Source organism: Synechococcus sp. EJ6-Ellesmere, assembly GCF_024345875.1.
Taxonomy (GTDB): Bacteria; Cyanobacteriota; Cyanobacteriia; order PCC-6307; family Cyanobiaceae; genus Regnicoccus_A; species Regnicoccus_A antarcticus.
The window spans coordinates 1-14936 of record NZ_JAGQBY010000076.1; the positions used below are offsets into that span (position 1 = coordinate 1).

At 64.8% G+C, this 14936-nt stretch carries 18 protein-coding genes and 1 pseudogene; 10 read left to right on the forward strand and 9 right to left on the reverse strand.

The window, feature by feature from the left end:
• From KBY78_RS09565 to KBY78_RS09580, 4 genes and pseudogenes are all read left to right on the forward strand, one after another.
• Nucleotides 1-1232: pseudogene (locus tag KBY78_RS09565) on the forward strand (hypothetical protein); the annotation flags it as partial.
• A gap of 466 nt (nt 1233-1698) precedes the next feature.
• Entirely contained in the window at nt 1699-2253 is a 555-nt protein-coding gene (locus tag KBY78_RS09570; protein WP_254942270.1) for a hypothetical protein, read from the forward strand.
• A complete protein-coding gene (locus KBY78_RS09575; protein ID WP_255143398.1) occupies nt 2250-3908 on the forward strand; it encodes a terminase in 1659 nt (552 codons plus the stop codon). The genes KBY78_RS09570 and KBY78_RS09575 overlap by 4 nt, the downstream gene beginning before the upstream one ends.
• Before the next feature lie 34 nt (nt 3909-3942).
• Nucleotides 3943-4617, forward strand: a complete 675-nt coding sequence (locus KBY78_RS09580) for a sigma-70 family RNA polymerase sigma factor (RefSeq protein WP_255143399.1) — start codon at nt 3943-3945, stop codon at nt 4615-4617.
• Nucleotides 4618-4724: 107 nt separating this feature from the next.
• Here KBY78_RS09580 and KBY78_RS09585 read toward each other — a convergent pair whose 3' ends face one another.
• On the reverse strand, nt 4725-5075 hold the full coding sequence (locus tag KBY78_RS09585; RefSeq protein ID WP_255143400.1) for a hypothetical protein: 351 nt from the start codon (nt 5073-5075) through the stop codon (nt 4725-4727).
• A gap of 320 nt (nt 5076-5395) precedes the next feature.
• Here KBY78_RS09585 and KBY78_RS09590 point away from each other — a divergent pair, with 320 nt between their 5' ends.
• Genes KBY78_RS09590 through KBY78_RS09600 form a run of 3 tightly spaced genes read left to right on the forward strand, consistent with a single transcriptional unit; the run spans nt 5396 to nt 8657 of the window.
• On the forward strand, nt 5396-6970 hold the full coding sequence (locus tag KBY78_RS09590) for a DUF4055 domain-containing protein (RefSeq protein WP_255143401.1): 1575 nt from the start codon (nt 5396-5398) through the stop codon (nt 6968-6970).
• Nucleotides 6971-6986: 16 nt separating this feature from the next.
• Entirely contained in the window at nt 6987-7484 is a 498-nt protein-coding gene (locus tag KBY78_RS09595; protein WP_255143402.1) for a hypothetical protein, read from the forward strand.
• Between the two features lie 3 nt (nt 7485-7487).
• Nucleotides 7488-8657, forward strand: a complete 1170-nt coding sequence (locus tag KBY78_RS09600; protein ID WP_255143403.1) for a LysM domain-containing protein — start codon at nt 7488-7490, stop codon at nt 8655-8657.
• 194 nt (nt 8658-8851) lie between these two features.
• Here KBY78_RS09600 and KBY78_RS09605 read toward each other — a convergent pair whose 3' ends face one another.
• Entirely contained in the window at nt 8852-9772 is a 921-nt protein-coding gene (locus tag KBY78_RS09605; protein WP_255143404.1) for a hypothetical protein, read from the reverse strand.
• 144 nt (nt 9773-9916) lie between these two features.
• Between KBY78_RS09605 and KBY78_RS09610 the strand changes: the two genes are divergently transcribed.
• Complete coding sequence (locus tag KBY78_RS09610; protein ID WP_255143405.1) at nt 9917-10870, forward strand: hypothetical protein; 954 nt, start codon at nt 9917-9919, stop codon at nt 10868-10870.
• A 21-nt stretch (nt 10871-10891) separates the two neighbouring features.
• Complete coding sequence (locus KBY78_RS09615) at nt 10892-11167, forward strand: hypothetical protein (RefSeq protein WP_255143406.1); 276 nt, start codon at nt 10892-10894, stop codon at nt 11165-11167.
• A 41-nt stretch (nt 11168-11208) separates the two neighbouring features.
• On the opposite strand, the gene KBY78_RS09620 is transcribed toward KBY78_RS09615, so the two are convergent.
• Nucleotides 11209-11427, reverse strand: coding sequence for a hypothetical protein (locus KBY78_RS09620; RefSeq protein ID WP_180667840.1), 219 nt, complete (start codon nt 11425-11427; stop codon nt 11209-11211).
• Between the two features lie 402 nt (nt 11428-11829).
• Here KBY78_RS09620 and KBY78_RS09625 point away from each other — a divergent pair, with 402 nt between their 5' ends.
• Nucleotides 11830-12057, forward strand: a complete 228-nt coding sequence (locus tag KBY78_RS09625; protein ID WP_255143407.1) for a Nif11-like leader peptide family natural product precursor — start codon at nt 11830-11832, stop codon at nt 12055-12057.
• Between the two features lie 110 nt (nt 12058-12167).
• On the opposite strand, the gene KBY78_RS09630 is transcribed toward KBY78_RS09625, so the two are convergent.
• From KBY78_RS09630 to KBY78_RS09655, 6 genes are all read right to left on the reverse strand, one after another.
• On the reverse strand, nt 12168-12335 hold the full coding sequence (locus KBY78_RS09630) for a hypothetical protein (protein ID WP_255143408.1): 168 nt from the start codon (nt 12333-12335) through the stop codon (nt 12168-12170).
• 250 nt (nt 12336-12585) lie between these two features.
• Nucleotides 12586-12834 carry a hypothetical protein gene (locus tag KBY78_RS09635; protein WP_255143409.1) on the reverse strand — a complete coding sequence of 83 codons (249 nt, stop codon included), beginning with the start codon at nt 12832-12834 and terminating at the stop codon, nt 12586-12588.
• A gap of 362 nt (nt 12835-13196) precedes the next feature.
• Nucleotides 13197-13598 (reverse strand): LexA family transcriptional regulator, encoded by a 402-nt coding sequence (locus KBY78_RS09640; RefSeq protein ID WP_255143410.1) that lies wholly within the window; start codon nt 13596-13598, stop codon nt 13197-13199.
• A 54-nt stretch (nt 13599-13652) separates the two neighbouring features.
• On the reverse strand, nt 13653-13871 hold the full coding sequence (locus tag KBY78_RS09645) for a hypothetical protein (protein WP_255143411.1): 219 nt from the start codon (nt 13869-13871) through the stop codon (nt 13653-13655).
• Nucleotides 13872-14204: 333 nt separating this feature from the next.
• Complete coding sequence (locus tag KBY78_RS09650) at nt 14205-14468, reverse strand: hypothetical protein (RefSeq protein WP_255143412.1); 264 nt, start codon at nt 14466-14468, stop codon at nt 14205-14207.
• Nucleotides 14469-14493: 25 nt separating this feature from the next.
• Nucleotides 14494-14936, reverse strand: a 443-nt coding sequence (locus KBY78_RS09655) for a hypothetical protein (protein ID WP_255143413.1), incomplete at its 5' end; no start/stop codon positions are given.

The following is a 14936-nucleotide window of genomic DNA, read 5'->3' on the forward strand; positions in this document are numbered from 1 at the left end:
GGGCGGCACTGCTGGTGCTCACCTTGGCGGACCGCTTCCACTGGGAGGTGCAGGCTTTCGCAAAGCTGCTGGCGGGATGGCTGCCGCTGGCGCCGATCTGTGGTGCCCTGCGTTGGCGGCCCCACCTCTGGCTGAGCGGCCCGGCCGGCTCGGGCAAGTCGCACCTGTTTGAGCGCTTTTGCGGCGTGCTGCTGGCCGACTTGGCGCAGGTGTTCGTCGGCAGCGTCACAGAAGCTGGCATCCGCCAGACCCTGCGCTCCGACGCCCTGCCGGTGCTGATCGATGAGGCGGAGAGCAACGAGCGTGAGGACCAGCAGCGCATCCAGGCGATCCTGGCGCTGGCGCGGGTGGCCAGTTCCGAATCCCGCGCAGCGATCGTCAAGGGCTCACCTACAGGCGAGGTGGCGCGCTACTCGGTGCGCTCAATGTTCCTGCTTTCATCTATCGCCACCGGTCTCAAGCAGGGCGCCGACCGGCGCCGCTTTGCGCCGCTAAACCTGCGCAACCCCAGCGAGCTCCCCCAGCAGCAGCGGGAGGCGCACTGGCAGGCGCTGGACCGGGACCTCGAGCAGCTGATCACACCGGCGTTCGCCAACCGGTTGATCGCCCGCACCGTGGCGCTGATCCCGGTGATCCGCCGCTCGATCGTCGTCTGCTCCCAGGTGGCGGCCGCTCACTTCGATTCCCAGGCCCTGGGCGATCAGTACGGCACCTTGCTGGCCGGGGCCTGGTCGCTGCAGGCCTCGCGCGTGCCCAGCGCGGCGGAGGTGCAGAGCCTGATCGATGGCGCGGACTGGAGCAGCTACCGCGAAAGCACGGAGCTCCCGGATGAGCGCCGCTGCCTCAACCGGATCCTGCAGCACCAGCTGCGGGTGGAGAGCGAGGAGCGCTCAGTGCTCTCCCGCACGGTGCTGGAACTGGTGGAGCTGGTGTCCAGCGCCCTGCCCTCACCGATGGAGCCGGTGCGGCCCGCTGATGCCGCCGACCTGCTGGCCCGCCATGGCCTGCGGGTGCGGGAGGGGGAGCTGCTGATCAGCAACAGCGCAGAAGCCATTGCCCGCATGCTGGCGGATACCGCCTGGGTGACCAATTGGGGTGCCATCCTCAGCCGCCTGCCTGGCGCCAGCCGCTCGCAGCTGGTGCACTTCCGCGGCCTGGGCAGCTCGCGGGCTGTGGCCCTGCCCCTGGCCATGCTCACCGGCGCCGGAGCGTTAGAAGGGGCCGTTCTCTAACAGGGCTGTTAGAGCGAAACCCCTTGCAGTGACTGGTTTCTAACGTTCTAACACTCCTACAGGGGGTAGGGACTCTCTCTTTACACACCCCAGTGCACACCCCTGATCCAGGAGAGACCCCCTGTCTCCCCCTCTTTGCTTGTGTATCTATCTCTTTCTGTTAGAAGGTTAGAAAGAAGAGGAGAGCAGCCCAGAGCTCTTGCTGCGCAGTGGATCTGAGGTCTAACAGCAGCTGTTAGAACGCTGTTAGAACCGCTCCGGCCTGTTAGACGGGCCCGGGCAGGCCAGCTGCAGCAGCCAGCAGCCCTTGAGTGGATAGGCAGGAGCGGGCTCGCTCGGCACCGGTAGCGCGACGCATGGCCATAGAAATCAACCCTTGGCAACCCGGCTATGCTTTCGGGAACGCAAATACACCGCATCTCATTCGCGTTGGCATTGCTTATCCCTCTACAGGTGTTGTTTACGCGTGGCTGCCGGACACCCTCCCGCTGCTGATCCCAGCGCTCTTGCGCTGCTGGAGGCTCGCCAGCTCGATCCCATAGAAGCCCTGCGCACTGCTGCTTTGGCAGAGGACGCCGACGGCCGGCCCCTGGGCGAGACGGTGGGCGTTGACCCCAGCCGCCCCGTGGGCAAGGGCAATCCACCGCGGCAGAAGCGTGGGGCAATCCCAGTCCCTAGACCCAGCCGACTGGAGATCGAGCGACGCATCGCGGAGGCCCAGCTTTGGATCGCTCAGCGATTGCCGCTGGTACAGATCCTCGAAAATGCTGGTGAGAAATGGGGGGTCCGCAACAGCCAGACGGTGAACCGCTACCTCAACCTCGCCCGCGAGCGGATGGTGGAGGAGCTGATCACCGACCGCCGCCGCCACCAGGCCGAGCAGATCTTTGCGCTGAACGAATGCGCCCGCCGGGCGATGGATTCCGAGCAGTTCAGCGCTGCCGTGGGTGCCTTCCGGGTGATCGCTGAAATAGGCGGTCTGCTGCGGGCACCGATCAAGCCACCGGAGCCGAGGGCATGACCGTGAGCAGCACCGCCACCGCTATGTCTGCACCAGTGCTCACGCAACAGGCCCCTGCAGAAGGCGGTCTGCTGCTGAGCCAGCTCGACCCCTGGGGCGACGCCGGCCTGCTGCATCTGCCGACAACCACCACAGCCGAGCCAGCAGAACCCCAGAGCCTGCGCAGCTTCATTGCCGAGGCCTACCCCCGGTATGGCTTCCACCACTGGGCTGAGGTGCTGATCGAGCTGCTGCAAGCCGTGGCCGATGGCCAGCTGAGCCGGCTGATCGTCACCTGTCCTCCCCGGCTCGGCAAAAGTCTCCTGGTTTCCAAGCTGTTTCCGGCCTACTTCCTGCAGCGCTACCCGCACCTGTTTGCGGCGATCGCGTCGTATTCGGCGGAGTTGGCCTATGCCCATTCCCGAGAAGCGCGCCACTTCTACCGGGTTACCGGCCACCTGCTGGCCCGGGACTCGGCAGCTGTGGGCAACTGGTTGACGCGGCAGCGGGGCGGCTGCATCGCTGCCGGTGTGGATGGCCCGTTTACGGGCAAGGGCTACAGCCTGGGAATCATCGACGACCCCTACAAGGGCCCAGGTGATGCCGCCAGTCCTGCGTTGCGGCAGAAGCTGATCGACTGGCTGCGCTCGGTGTGGCTCACCCGGGCTGAGCCGGCCATGGTGCTGGGAGCAGACGGCAGCGAGCAGCCGAATCTTTCGGCCCAGGTGGTGGTGCTGACCCGCTGGGACCACCAGGACGTGATCGGCTGGTTGTACGAGCAGGAGCTGGGCGAGGCGCCGCAGCAGTGGACCGTGCTGGACCTACCAGCTGTTGCAGAGGACCCGGCTGAGCGCCCCAAGCTGCCGCCCACCTGCACGCTGATTCCGGACTGGCGCGAGAGGGGCGAGGCGCTGTGTCCGGAGCGGTTCCCTCTGAGCGAGCTGGTCAAAATCCGTGCCCGCCTGGGCGCTTACTGGTGGGCGGCGCTTTATCAGCAGCGGCCCAGTCCAGCGTCTGGATCAATCTTCCTGCGCAACTGGATCAGACCGCCCTTCCCACGCGAGGAGGCAGGAGCTAACGCTGGCCGCCAGCGGCAATACGCCCTGCTGGCCCTCTCCTGTGACTTGTCCTTCAAGGGTGAGGCAGAAAGCGACTACTGCGGCTTCTGCCTCGTCGGCCTACTGGCACCACCACCGAGGGTGCTCAACCCGCGCACAGGCGAACACGAGGGACCGCCGCACAGCACAGCCTTGGAGATGGAGGTGCTCTGGGCTGCCCGGCACCGCTTTGGCCTGCCGGAGGTGATTCGCTTTCTGCTGGGCTGCCTGGAGGCGCTGGAGCAGCAGGGCCTGCGTCCCAATGCCGTGCTGATAGAAGACGCCGCCAACGGGCCGGCTGTGCTGCAAACCCTCCGGCGCCGCGTGCCGGGGATGCTGCCAATTACTGCAAGAGGCAGCAAGGAAACCCGCGCCCATGCCGTCGCCCCCCTGGTGGAGGCCGGGCAGATCCGCTTTCACCACCGTGCCCAGCCGCTGGTGGAAGAAGCGATCCGTTTCCCCAAGGGCAGTAAGGACCTGGTGGATGCCTTCTGCCACGGCGCCCTCTGGCTGGAGGGGCGCTACTGGAAAGCCCAGGGCATCCAGCCGGTGGTGACGCCGCTGCTGGTGAGCCGGTGATGGAGGAGGAAAGAAGGCGATGACGGGTGCAGTGATGGCAGCCTCTGAGCAGTTGCCCCAGCAGGCTCTGGCGCCTGTGGATGGGCAACCAGAAGTGCTTCAGCTGTCGTTGCCGATCACGGTGGTGCTGGTGGGAACGACTTCCGGTGCGTCGCGGATGCTGCGGCAACGCCGCTACCGCCGGCCGGCTTGTTGTGCGCGAGCGGGGCAGCTGGAGATCAAATGGGCAGAGCCTGCTCGGCATCCGCCTAGGGCTCCGGCCCGTCAGGCTTCGCTCGACCGGCCGCGGCGCCAGCGTCCCGTGCGGCCCCATGCCGCTGCCGACGCTCTGGCCCTGGAGCACATGGACTTGGCAGAGAAGATCGCCGGCAACTTCGCTCGCCGCACTGTTCACCCCAAGGAGGACTTGCTGCAGCTGGCGATGATCGGGCTGATCAAGGCGGCCCGCCGCTACGACCCTTCACGGGGACCATTTCGTCCTTATGGACGCACCTATGCAAATGGGGAGATCACGCATTTTCTGCGGGACAACGGCTTCTTGCTCAAGGTGCCGCCGACGTGGCGGGAGCTGCATGCCCGGGGGCAGCGACTGCTTGGGTCCGGGGCCAGCGTTGTTGTCATGACTGAGCGGCTTGGTATCAGGCGGGAGCTGTGGCATCAAATTGTTGAGGCCTGCTCGGTCAGGGTGGTAGCGCTCCCATTGGAGTAACGAAGAAGTCAAATTGTAGAGAAAGCTCTCCAGAGGGAATCCCTGACCGAAAGAAACTGCTTTACTCGATAACTCGGCTAGGCGCTAAAAATATTCCGCGTATTTTGCTAAGCCGTTATAAAGACTTGACTTGCGAGTCCTTCGAGATGCGTCATCGGCACTGGAGATGCGATAAAGCATTCTCCGTTGTTATCCTGCTTTACAATATATCCGATCAATAGATTGTTGTCACCAGGTAGCGCAAAGTAGAAGGGACCTTCGCGGGCGTCGCCCTCCCAGCCAATCGTCTTGAAAGCCTCCTCTGCTTGAGCCTTGAGCTCGCCAACCTGCTTGCAGGCTGTAGCCAAGCTGTCCCAATCTTGCCAGCAGGAATCCCACATGGCTTTAAATAACTGCTCGCCGGTAATAGCGCCGAGCCAAAAATCAATTGGGGAAGTGCTGTAACAGTATAGCTTCATGATTGGTAGCGCCTATCAATGGCTAGATTTCGTCTATGTTATTTCCACCGCATCCTAATCCCTCTAGTCATTTTCTTGCAGGCAACTCAGCTGATTCATATTGAATTTTAGCCCTATTGGGCGGTAGTGGATCTGGTCCGGGTCAGCCCTGGTCCACGGATCTGCAGTAGCACCCGCAAGGAGCCAAAGGGTTCATTTCGATTCGAAATTCATGCGTGCCTCGGCCGCCCGGCAATCCAGCAAACCATTGCAGATCTTGCAGCCCTTCGCTCTTGCCGTGTCGCTGGCGCTGGCAAGAGCTGAGATCCAATCAGGGTCCAATGTCCACCACCAGCCGACCAGGACATACTTTCGCTACCAAGCTCAGGACCTCTGCGAACCACAACGATCCCCCCTGGCTGGAACACCCCACCCTCTCTGGCCTGCGGGACCGACTGCAACTGGTCTACGACTGCTGGACCCTGCTCGAACTCCCTGACGGTACAAGCCGCCGGCCGTTGTATCTCCCCCGCGGTATCGAGGAGCCAGAGACCTGCTACCTCAAGCGGCTGGAGGCAGCCAGACCCACCGGCTTCTACCGCGATGCCCTGCGCACCTACGCCGGGATGCTGTCTCGATTGTCCTGGCAGGAGCTGCCCGACTCCCTGAGCCATGTGGCCACCGATGTGGATGGTCAGGGCACCGACCTGGGGGTGTTCCTGTTCCTGGCCGACCTGCTCACCCTGCGGGATGGGGCCTGCCTGATCCTGCAGCTGCCGCCCCAGCACCGCTGGCCATCAGAAGGGGACCGGCTGGAAGCCCTCGCCAAGGGCGACCGGCTATCCCTGCCCCGTCTGCAACTGGTGCCCCGGGGCGACCTGCTCAACTGGCGCCTCCCTACCGATTCCGCCAGTGCCGCTCCGGCATCGGGGCCGGTGGAGATCGTCTGGCGGGAGCCGCGCCACCAGGCCCTGCCGCCTCGTTACGCCAGCGGCAACGCCGCGGTGCCCACGGTGCTGATCGACGCCCACGGCGGCCTGGTGCCTGATCCACAGGCCTGGCTGTACCGCAGCCTCTCGGTCACCGACGACGGCCTGGTGCTGCGCAGCTGGCAGGCCAACCCCAACCCCGGCGCCGTTGATGGCTACGACGTCGTGCCGGTGGGCGAGCCTTCTCTGCTGCCGCAGCGCTTTGACCTGCCAGCCCTTTGGTACTCAGTGGATGGCAGCGCCTTTGGTGAGGGCGATCTGCCTCACCTGGGTCTGGCCCACCAGTACCTCAACCACTACCGCTGCCGCAGCGATTACGAGGATCTGTTGTCACGCACCGCCCTGCCAGTGGGCGTGCGCACCGGGCTGGTGGATGCCTACGGCTTTCGCCGCAGTGATGGCTCCATGGGCTCTGGTGCTTCCACCGGTGGAACAGATGCCCAACGCCCCCAGCGCCTGGTGCTCTCCACCTCCTCCTTTATGGACCTGCCGGAGGGCGCCAAGTTTCAGTGGGTCGAAATAGAAGCCCGCTCGCTGGCAGAACACCGGGCCTACCTGCAGCAGCTGGAAGAAGCAATGCGCCGCGACGCCCTGATCCCGGCTGGCGGCCACGGCCCAGCCCGCACCGAGCTGGAGATTTCGCTGACTGCCGGCCAGAGCTTTGCGGTGCTGCAGTCACTGGCGGGCCAGAAGAGTTCGATGCTCAGCACCCTGCTGCGTCAGTGGACCCGCCTCACCGGCGAAAAGCTGTCCGACACGCCGGCCTGCAACGTGGAGATCAGCCCGCTGGTGCCGCCGCAACCGCCGCGCAAACCCCAGCCCTCGGTGCAGGAGTGGCTGGTGCTGCATGAGCGGGGGGTGATCGACGGCGCTGAGCTGCGGCAGCAGCTGGGGCTAGTCGAGCCCAACGGAGGCAGTGGCGGCTGAGCTGGCAAGGGAGGGCATGACCCAGTCCTCCCCTCCCACCTGCACCTGGCGCCCAGGCGACGCAGAAGCCCTGCGCATCGCCCTCTCGATTCCTGTCAGCGCAGCCTCCCTCTCGGCTCTGAGCCGGGAGATGGCCCTGCTCCAGACCCACTACCCCACGGGGGTGTGCACCGCCCAGGGCCACCTCGATGCCATCGCGGGCCTGGATCAGCAGCTGGCGGTACTGACCCCGGCGGAGGTGAACAGCCCGGTGCGCAGCAGGCGCAAAGGCGTCGCCGGTGGCGTCGTGCCCAACCCGCTGCCGTTGAGCAAGTTGGCGGTGGTCGAGTACGCCACCGAGCTGCTGCTGGAGGAAACCGAAAGCGAGTGGAACCCTGCTGACCCATCACCAGCTGTGGTGCTGAACCGGCAAAGGAGCCAGCACATCGGCCAGCTGGCGCTGCTGCTGCCGCGGCTGCAGAACTGGCGTCATTGCAACACCGACCCCTTCCGGGGATCACTGGTGCGGGGCTGAGCGATGGAGCACCCCCTCTCGCCACTGAACCAGGGCCTTAACCCCGTGCGTGCTTCAGGGCAGTGGGGCCAGCTGGTGGGGTTGCCAACAGCCAGCCCGGCGATCGACAGCCGGGTGGCTCAGCCCCTGGCTGCGCCTCTATGGCTGGCCTTGCAGCCCTACGCCAATGCCCGCCTCTGCCTGTTTGAGGTGGACCGGCCCGAGAGCCGCAGTCCGGTTCCCATCCGCCGGCATGTGATCGACTGCTTCCTCGAGCAAGCCGGCATCGTTGGCGGCTACAACGACACCGCCCTCACCGACCCGGGCGATGTGCTGCTGCGGGGCTACCTCTGCCGCTCAGCAATCCTGCAGGTGAGCACCAGCAACACCTTCGACTGGCTGGCGGCCGAGTTGGCCTGGGCCACCCCAGGCTTTCGCGGTGAGGCACCGCTGCCCTGGGATCCAACGCTGCTAGGCACGGTGCAGGCCCCCTGCCAGGGGGTGATGTGGCTGGGAGATCTGGCTCAGTTGTCGCCCCAGGGTGGTCTGCCATCAGGAGGTCGTGCCCAGTTCGCGGGCTGCTTGGTGCAGCACTTCGGGGCGGACTACGGCCCTGGCGGCATCGGTTTATTGGTGCAGCCGCTGCTGGGGGAGGCGATCCAGCTTGTGCTTAGACCCCACAGCGTGCTGGTGCTTAGAACTGGCGACACCTTGAACCTGATCGCTGAGCGCTACGGGACCACCGTGGCCACCTTGCGGCGAAGCAACCCCCAACTTGAAAGCACCCAAACGATCACCGCAGTTGAGGGTGATTCGTTGGCGGTGCTGGCTGGTAGGCATGGCACCACGGAAAGCAAGCTGCGCAGCCTCAACCCGGTGCTGCAGCAGAGCGAGCCCTACGTCACAGGCGAGGGCGAGACCTTGAGCAGCGTGGCTGCCGAGCAGAACCTCAGCCTCTCCCTGCTGCGCGAGTTCAACCCTGAGCTGAGCAGCTGGCCAAGCGAGGAACCGCTGCCGGCTGGCACCACCCTGCTTTTGCCCATCTATCGCTCCACCACGCCGATCCCGGCCGGGATGCAACTGCTGGTGCCGGGTTATCTGCCCTCAACCCAGCTGCCAGCCGGAGAGTGGATCTACCTGCCGGCCCGGCGCTCGGCGCCTCTACTGGATGAGCTGCCCGAGTTGGCAGGGTGATGGAGAGCCCTGCGGCTCAAGCCACCTCCAAGCCCAGATGCTCCACCTAGGTATGGAAGTCGCGGTCGAGGAGCTGCGCCACCAGCTGGCCCTGGCCACAACCAATGCAATCAGCTGCCCGACGCTCGATGACAGCCCGGCCACTAGGGCCGGGTAAGGGAGCCACAGTCCTGATCCCGAGAAGTATCAGCCGATCAGCTCGCCGGCTGGGCCTGCACGGTAATGGTCAGATTGCCGTCGCTATCGCGCTGCTGGGCATAGGCCAGCTCCTGCAGGAAGCCCTGCAACTGCTGGACCGCCTGCCGCTCCTGCTGGCTGGGATGACGCACGGCAGAGGTGATCAGCCTCAACCCGAGTCCGGCACTGCCGATCACCCCCAGCGGACCCATTACCACCGCCAGGCCAGGCACGAGCATCAGTGCCACGGCCAGAAACACCGAGACAGGCAGCGCTCCAGCAGCCATCAAGCCGCTGGTCTGCAGGATCTGCAAGAGCCGCTCTTTGCGTTCATCGGCTGTGCCGTTGAGCAACAGGTCGCGGTGCACCAGCAGTTGATCCATCGCGGTGATCGCTGCTGAATAGGCGCTGGCCTCCACAGCGTTGCCGAGGGTGCGCTGCCAAAACTCAGGGGTCTGAGCTGCTGCGATCAGTCCATCGAGGTGGTTGTCCGTGCTGGCCCGGAGTCGCTCCAGCCAGCTCATGTCATTGGAGCCGCGGCTGATGTTGACCGAGCCGTCCTCCCAGATGCCATTGGCCGCATCGGCGGCCAGGTGGGGGGAGTTGAAACGGCTTTCGATGTGGGACCAGTGCTTGCCGAGGGCATCGCCCCCTCTGAGGAAGCCATCAACCGCTGCAGTGCCGTAGTGCTCCAGCTCCCCGGGCAGCTTGGCCAGCAGGTCTGCTGCAGCCACGCCGTGGTTGGAGGCCGCAGATGTGATGCGGCTGATGAGCTGGGGGTCAACCCCGAAGTTGTTGAGCTCGCTGAGCGAGGCCGCAACCGTGCCGGCAGCCACCGCCAGGACCTTGGTGGTGCGATCCAGACCCTTTCGGACCTTGGCAGCGGTGGCGGCTCCTGCGGCCAGGCCGGCACCTGTAACGGAGGTGATATTTGCCATGGCCCAGGCACCAGGGCTTTCCATCTTGACGCGAACCGGCACGCCCACTGGCGTTGCTGGCCAGCAGTGGGATCGGCTGCTGGCAACAGGAAGAGCGAGCGCAGCCCGGACGGGGCGCCCGCAGCACCACAGCCGTGATGGGTGATGTCCTCCTCCTTCTTCTCTGACTTCAGCCGCACCAGCAGCGGCACCGCTCCAGTGCTTTTGGCCTCTACTGCTCCATGGCAGGTCTACGGCCAACAGCAGCAGCAGCCCAACCAGGGCCCCGCTGGCTCTGCTCCACCTGCCACTGACTCCGACCTTCTCGACAGCGACGGCGCCGCTGACGCTGGTCTGGATGCTGCCGAGGGCGACGACACCTTCGACCTCTCCCTGCCCCAAGACCCAGTTGTCAGCGGCAGCAGTGACAACGATGACCCCCCTGCTGCCACCACCAGCAGTGCTGAGCCTTTGCGTGCCGAGCGCCGTCGCAGCAACCAGCTGGAAAAAGAGCTGCGCAAGGCCCGCGCCCAGCTGTCGCGTTTCTCGGAGATCAACCCCGATGAGTACGCCCGCCTGCAGGACGCTGAGCGCAAGCGAGAAGAGTTTGAGCGCCAGGTGGGCGACCGTGAACGCCAGCTGAATGAAGCCAACATCCGCCGCGTGCGCAGTGTGGAGAAGGAACGGGACGAGGCCCGCTCCCAGGTGCAGAACCTGCGCAAGGAACGGCTGCTAGAGCGCCTGTTCTCAGAAGCCGAGGGCCGCGTTGGCGGCGATGAACGGGGGACGTTCTTTGACACCTTCGTGACGCTGTGCGGTGGTCACTTCCAGCTGGGGGATGTGGACGGCCGTGAGCGGCTGCTTCCCGTCGATGGCAAGCGTCAGCCCCTCACCGCCGATGGCGTGGCGCTGTGCGATGGCGACTACATGGAGGAGCTGCGCCGCCACCCGGTGTTCAGCTTCCTGTTCCAGCAGAGGAGCGGCTTGTATGCAGGCACGGTTGCTGAGGCGGGCCATGACCACAGCGCTGCCCCAAACCTGCAGACGCTGAGCACCGCTGAGCTGTATCTAGAGGCCGTCAAGGGCACCACGCCCAGGGCTGCTGCACCACGGCGCTGATCACCCAGCAGGGAGGGAGCAATGGCTTGGTATCTGGTGTTCTGGCGCAACCGCTCCACATCCACCGTGGTGCCGGCCGCCAGCGCCAGCCAGGCCCGCTCCCGTGCCCGCGTCAAACAGAAGCGTGGTTACGGGGCGATCGTTGCTGCACGCCGCGCCAATAGCCAGGACGCTGGCTTGATCAGAAAAGGGACCTGGGTAAGGCGCCGCCGTGACGGCAGCAGCCCCCAGTTCGGCTCTGCTCGCTCCAAGGCCCGGGCCCGGCGGCAGCGGTCTAGCTACAGGCATTGGCTATGAGGCCCGGCCACCAACCGGCAGCCGGGCCTGAGCCCCCAGGCTCAGCAAACCGAAACGGTGCAGCCGGGGGTGCCCTGCAGCTTGCGGGCAAATGCGAATGCCTTCTCGGCAGGGATCAGCCGCATCTTTTTGACGGGCTTACCGCGGCGGCCAAAGAACTCGACCTCACAGGGAGTGGAGCCGAGCTTCTGAACGCCGGGTGGATAGCGGTGAACCACAAGCAGGCGGACTTCACAGACGGGGCCTTGGGGAGTGGCCATGGCTGGGGTGGTGCGGAGAACACCGACCAAGCGCCCCGCAGGAGAGCACTAGCCAGGGGCGAGAAAAGCGAGCCTTGCGTCAGCCCTTGCCAGTGCGAGCCGTAGGGGCATGCTGCGGAGGGGTTTCGCAACGCCCGGCCAGCAAGCTCCAAGTGGCCCTGCTGAAAGACCCGTGCTGCCTCCCCACCGCGTCCGGTGAACAGACTTGCTCGCCCCTCTGCGATCGAGGCGTGGTCCAGCTGCTCCCGCCAGGTCGGATGAGGTCTGGTTTAGCTAGGAGGATCTGACCACCATCCCAATAAAGGGCAGAAAGCAATCGGGCGGAGTGCAGCAGCGTGCCCTGCGGAACCTGGTGCCAGGGGCTATCCCACGCGAACGTGAGCGCATACCGGGCGAACGCGCATGAGCTGGTCTGATCTGGAGCGGTTGGTGGCTGATGCAGAAACCAGCCAGGCGCTCCAGCAGACCCTCAGCCATTGCCGCAGCCGCCAGGAGCTGCTCCACACCGCTCGTCAGTTGGGCTATCGGGTGACCAAAGGCGACCTGCTGAATGCCTGGCTGGAGCACCACAACGCTCCTGCAGTGAACGGAGCCGGTGGTGCTGATCGATGGGCAGCTGGCGGCAGCTGAGCTGCCTGCAATTAGGCCAGCTGGTGCAACACCGGTTTGGGCCGCAGCCCTGGAATCCCCGAGCAGGCGCGAGTGGGTGGAGGGGCGTAGGCCGCCAGCGGGCCTGGGCCCTAGACGGCCCAGCGCAGGGGCTGCTCCCAGGCTTCCTCTGGACAGATCAGATCCCAGTAGCTGCCGATCGGCTCGGGCAAAGAGAACAGCACCAGCTGCCGAACGGACTGGCCGGCCTTGCGCTGCCTGGTGCTGCTGGAGCGGAGCAGGGTGGAGGTGGCTTGCATCGCAGGAAGGAGAAAAAACGCCCCCTCTCGCGCCCATCAAGCCGCAGGGTCAAGGCCGCCAGCAGGGCGCTTGCCTTGGCCTTGACGCTGCGGTGCTGCCAGCCCGTCAGGTTGCTGGTGCTTGGGCGAACCATCGGGGAAGTGCTCTCCCCTGCGGTGCACCACTGCTGACCCTGATCTCCAGCAAGACAACAGGGTGGAAAAGCCGGGATAGGCCCCCGGCCGGGCTTGAGCCTTTGGCCCCTGGGCCTTAGGCCAGAGCGTGCCGCTTGGCTTCTAGCTCACAGCGCAGCACCAGCAACTCATGCTGGGCCAGCAGCCGCTGATCGAGCTCATCAACGCGGGCCAGACACTTGCGGATGGCGGGCAGGACCTCCTCTTCTAGGCGGGTGATCTCCTCCTCTCCATAGGGCTGCTCGCTCCAGGTGCGGCGCAGCGGCAGATCGCGCCGCAGCATCAGCACCACCTCAATGGAACGGAGGGTGGATTCGAGCAGCAAGAACGGATCTTCTTCTGGCCTGCAGAAAGGTGAGGCGGCAGCTGAAAGAGAAACCATGATCTTCTGCGCTATTGGGCGCAGCGACGGGACTTCCCGAAGCGGAGGCATGACGCAGGAATGCCTCAGACTGAGGAAGCCCGGAGCAAGCCACTGGTGGGCAACCAAAGAGTTTTGGACCTGGGCCTGATTGGGGTGCAGCGGAATCCCTGAGCAGGCGCGAGTGGGTGGAGCAAGGCCGGATGTGCGGCCTGTTCAGCGCAAAGCTGGAATCCCAGAGCGGGAGCGAGCGGGTGGAAGCTCGGAGGGATCAAACACCCGAATTTCGGTTGTTTGAGTCGGCTTGCTTCCCTGACTACTCCAGCTCAGATCTTTCGCAAACGCGGCTTGTTGAGGTGATGCACCGCATGCACCACTACGCCAAATAGCCCTGAGCGATCAAAGACCCCCAGGTCCAAAGGAATTGCTGCTTCTCCTGGCCGCACGGGTTCAAGCAACCACTGCTCACCCTGGCGCAAAAGCGGCCGCATTAGAAAGCCGCCCTGGTGGGCAACGACGACGACATGGCCGGAGCAGGGTTCAATGCTGCGGTCGATCACCATCAGGTCGCCGTCATTGATCCCGTGCTGGCGCATGCCATTGCCGCTGGCCCGCATGTAGAAGGTGCAGACCGGGTTAGGAATTAGGGCGGCATGGAGATCCAAGCCCTCACCCAATGAACCCAAACAGAAGGGCACAGGCTCTCCAATGGGCAGGTCGGCCAGCAACAAACCAGCAGTGGCGACAGTACAGCTGTTCTACTCCTGGCGAGATGGTCTGGCTCAGCTGCCGGCTTCTGGCCAGGGCACAAGCTTCATATCCCCCACCTTGTTCCAGGTTTTGCATCTGGGATCAGCCAGCCGGTAGAGGGCGCTGCCGTCTGGTCCGCTCTTGGTTACCACCAGCACTGGATTGCCAGGCCAGCCGATCCGCCAAAGCTGCTCACCATCGGCCAACACAATCAAATCGCCTGTGGCGGGGTGCTTGAGGTCTGGGGCCATCGCAGCAGGGTAGAAACCCAGGGTTGCCCTACCGGCCACATGCGATCAGGGGGTGACTACCTCTCTGGCATCAGACGCCTGAGCTGTGGCTTCTCTCAGGACAACGTGAACAGGTAGATCCACAGACGTCCTGAAGACTTCAAGGGCTGAGCAGCCATGTTTGGCATGGCGCTCAGCCTCTTCTTTGAGGGGTATCCGGGGGAGGCAGGCTGGGTGGATGCCTTGGACTCCCTACGCCGATTGGATTTTTACGCTGGTGAGCACCGGCAGCATGCTGCTGATTGTTTGGCTGGTGTTGCGGCCTAGGCCGTGAGCGCAGGAGTTTGATCGCGCTCAAGAGGGAGGTGCCATCCGCGTCAGCGCTGCACCGCCCAGCAGCGCCAGCAGCAGCTTGAGGGTGGAATCAAAGCCGCCCTGCAGCTGCTCCAACGTGCCGGGGCAGATCTGACCGACAGGACGGCCCTGGAGCGCCCTTTGGCCGCAAACCCCAGCGGCGAGCGAATAGATCAGCAGCTGGGTGCCGATCACCACCGCCAGGGTCTTAAAGATGAATCGCTCCCGGTCGAAGGGTGGCCGTCGTGCTGGTTCTGGTGTCACGGTTCTCTTTCCTCCTGCCGGTTGATCAGCCCCCTGCGGGAGGCAGCACAAGCTCACCGCCCTGCAGCAATTGCCAGATCCGTTGGGCTCCTGCTTGGCGCCGCTCTAGGTGCGGGGTGCCGGGCCTGAAGTAACCCTCAGCCGCGGCAGCTGAACCGGTCCAGTAGGCCGCTGCCACTGCTGAATCCATGCCAGAAGGCCGGTCCTCAAATACCCGGGTCCAGCCGATCAGCGAGCCCTCGGGCGGGTCATGCAACCCGGCGTACTCCTCGGCGAAGTACTGCTCCTGCCAGCCGTTGCTGTTGGGATCGATGCCTTCTGCGATGGCATGTAGACGTGCGGCGTCATAGGCGCTGCGCCGCACGCCGGTGTACTGCATCGCCCCGCGACCGGCACCACTGCCTGCCTCGATTACATCGAGGTTCTCCAGCTGCGGCTCACCGGTCTCCACCACCATGCAGCCGAGAA

What these genes read in the sequence shown, in the direction of transcription:
- KBY78_RS09645 (WP_255143411.1), bottom strand. Translation starts at nt 13,871, where the DNA reads ATGGCCCCAGACCTCAAGCACCCCGCCACAGGCGATTTGATTGTGTTG.
- KBY78_RS09610 (WP_255143405.1), top strand. Translation starts at nt 9,917, where the DNA reads ATGTCCTCCTCCTTCTTCTCTGACTTCAGCCGCACCAGCAGCGGCACC.
- KBY78_RS09590 (WP_255143401.1), top strand. Translation starts at nt 5,396, where the DNA reads ATGTCCACCACCAGCCGACCAGGACATACTTTCGCTACCAAGCTCAGG.
- KBY78_RS09580 (WP_255143399.1), top strand. Translation starts at nt 3,943, where the DNA reads ATGGCAGCCTCTGAGCAGTTGCCCCAGCAGGCTCTGGCGCCTGTGGAT.
- KBY78_RS09605 (WP_255143404.1), bottom strand. Translation starts at nt 9,772, where the DNA reads ATGGCAAATATCACCTCCGTTACAGGTGCCGGCCTGGCCGCAGGAGCC.
- KBY78_RS09615 (WP_255143406.1), top strand. Translation starts at nt 10,892, where the DNA reads ATGGCTTGGTATCTGGTGTTCTGGCGCAACCGCTCCACATCCACCGTG.
- KBY78_RS09585 (WP_255143400.1), bottom strand. Translation starts at nt 5,075, where the DNA reads ATGAAGCTATACTGTTACAGCACTTCCCCAATTGATTTTTGGCTCGGC.
- KBY78_RS09575 (WP_255143398.1), top strand. Translation starts at nt 2,250, where the DNA reads ATGACCGTGAGCAGCACCGCCACCGCTATGTCTGCACCAGTGCTCACG.
- KBY78_RS09595 (WP_255143402.1), top strand. Translation starts at nt 6,987, where the DNA reads ATGACCCAGTCCTCCCCTCCCACCTGCACCTGGCGCCCAGGCGACGCA.
- KBY78_RS09620 (WP_180667840.1), bottom strand. Translation starts at nt 11,427, where the DNA reads ATGGCCACTCCCCAAGGCCCCGTCTGTGAAGTCCGCCTGCTTGTGGTT.
- KBY78_RS09625 (WP_255143407.1), top strand. Translation starts at nt 11,830, where the DNA reads ATGAGCTGGTCTGATCTGGAGCGGTTGGTGGCTGATGCAGAAACCAGC.
- KBY78_RS09600 (WP_255143403.1), top strand. Translation starts at nt 7,488, where the DNA reads ATGGAGCACCCCCTCTCGCCACTGAACCAGGGCCTTAACCCCGTGCGT.
- KBY78_RS09630 (WP_255143408.1), bottom strand. Translation starts at nt 12,335, where the DNA reads ATGCAAGCCACCTCCACCCTGCTCCGCTCCAGCAGCACCAGGCAGCGC.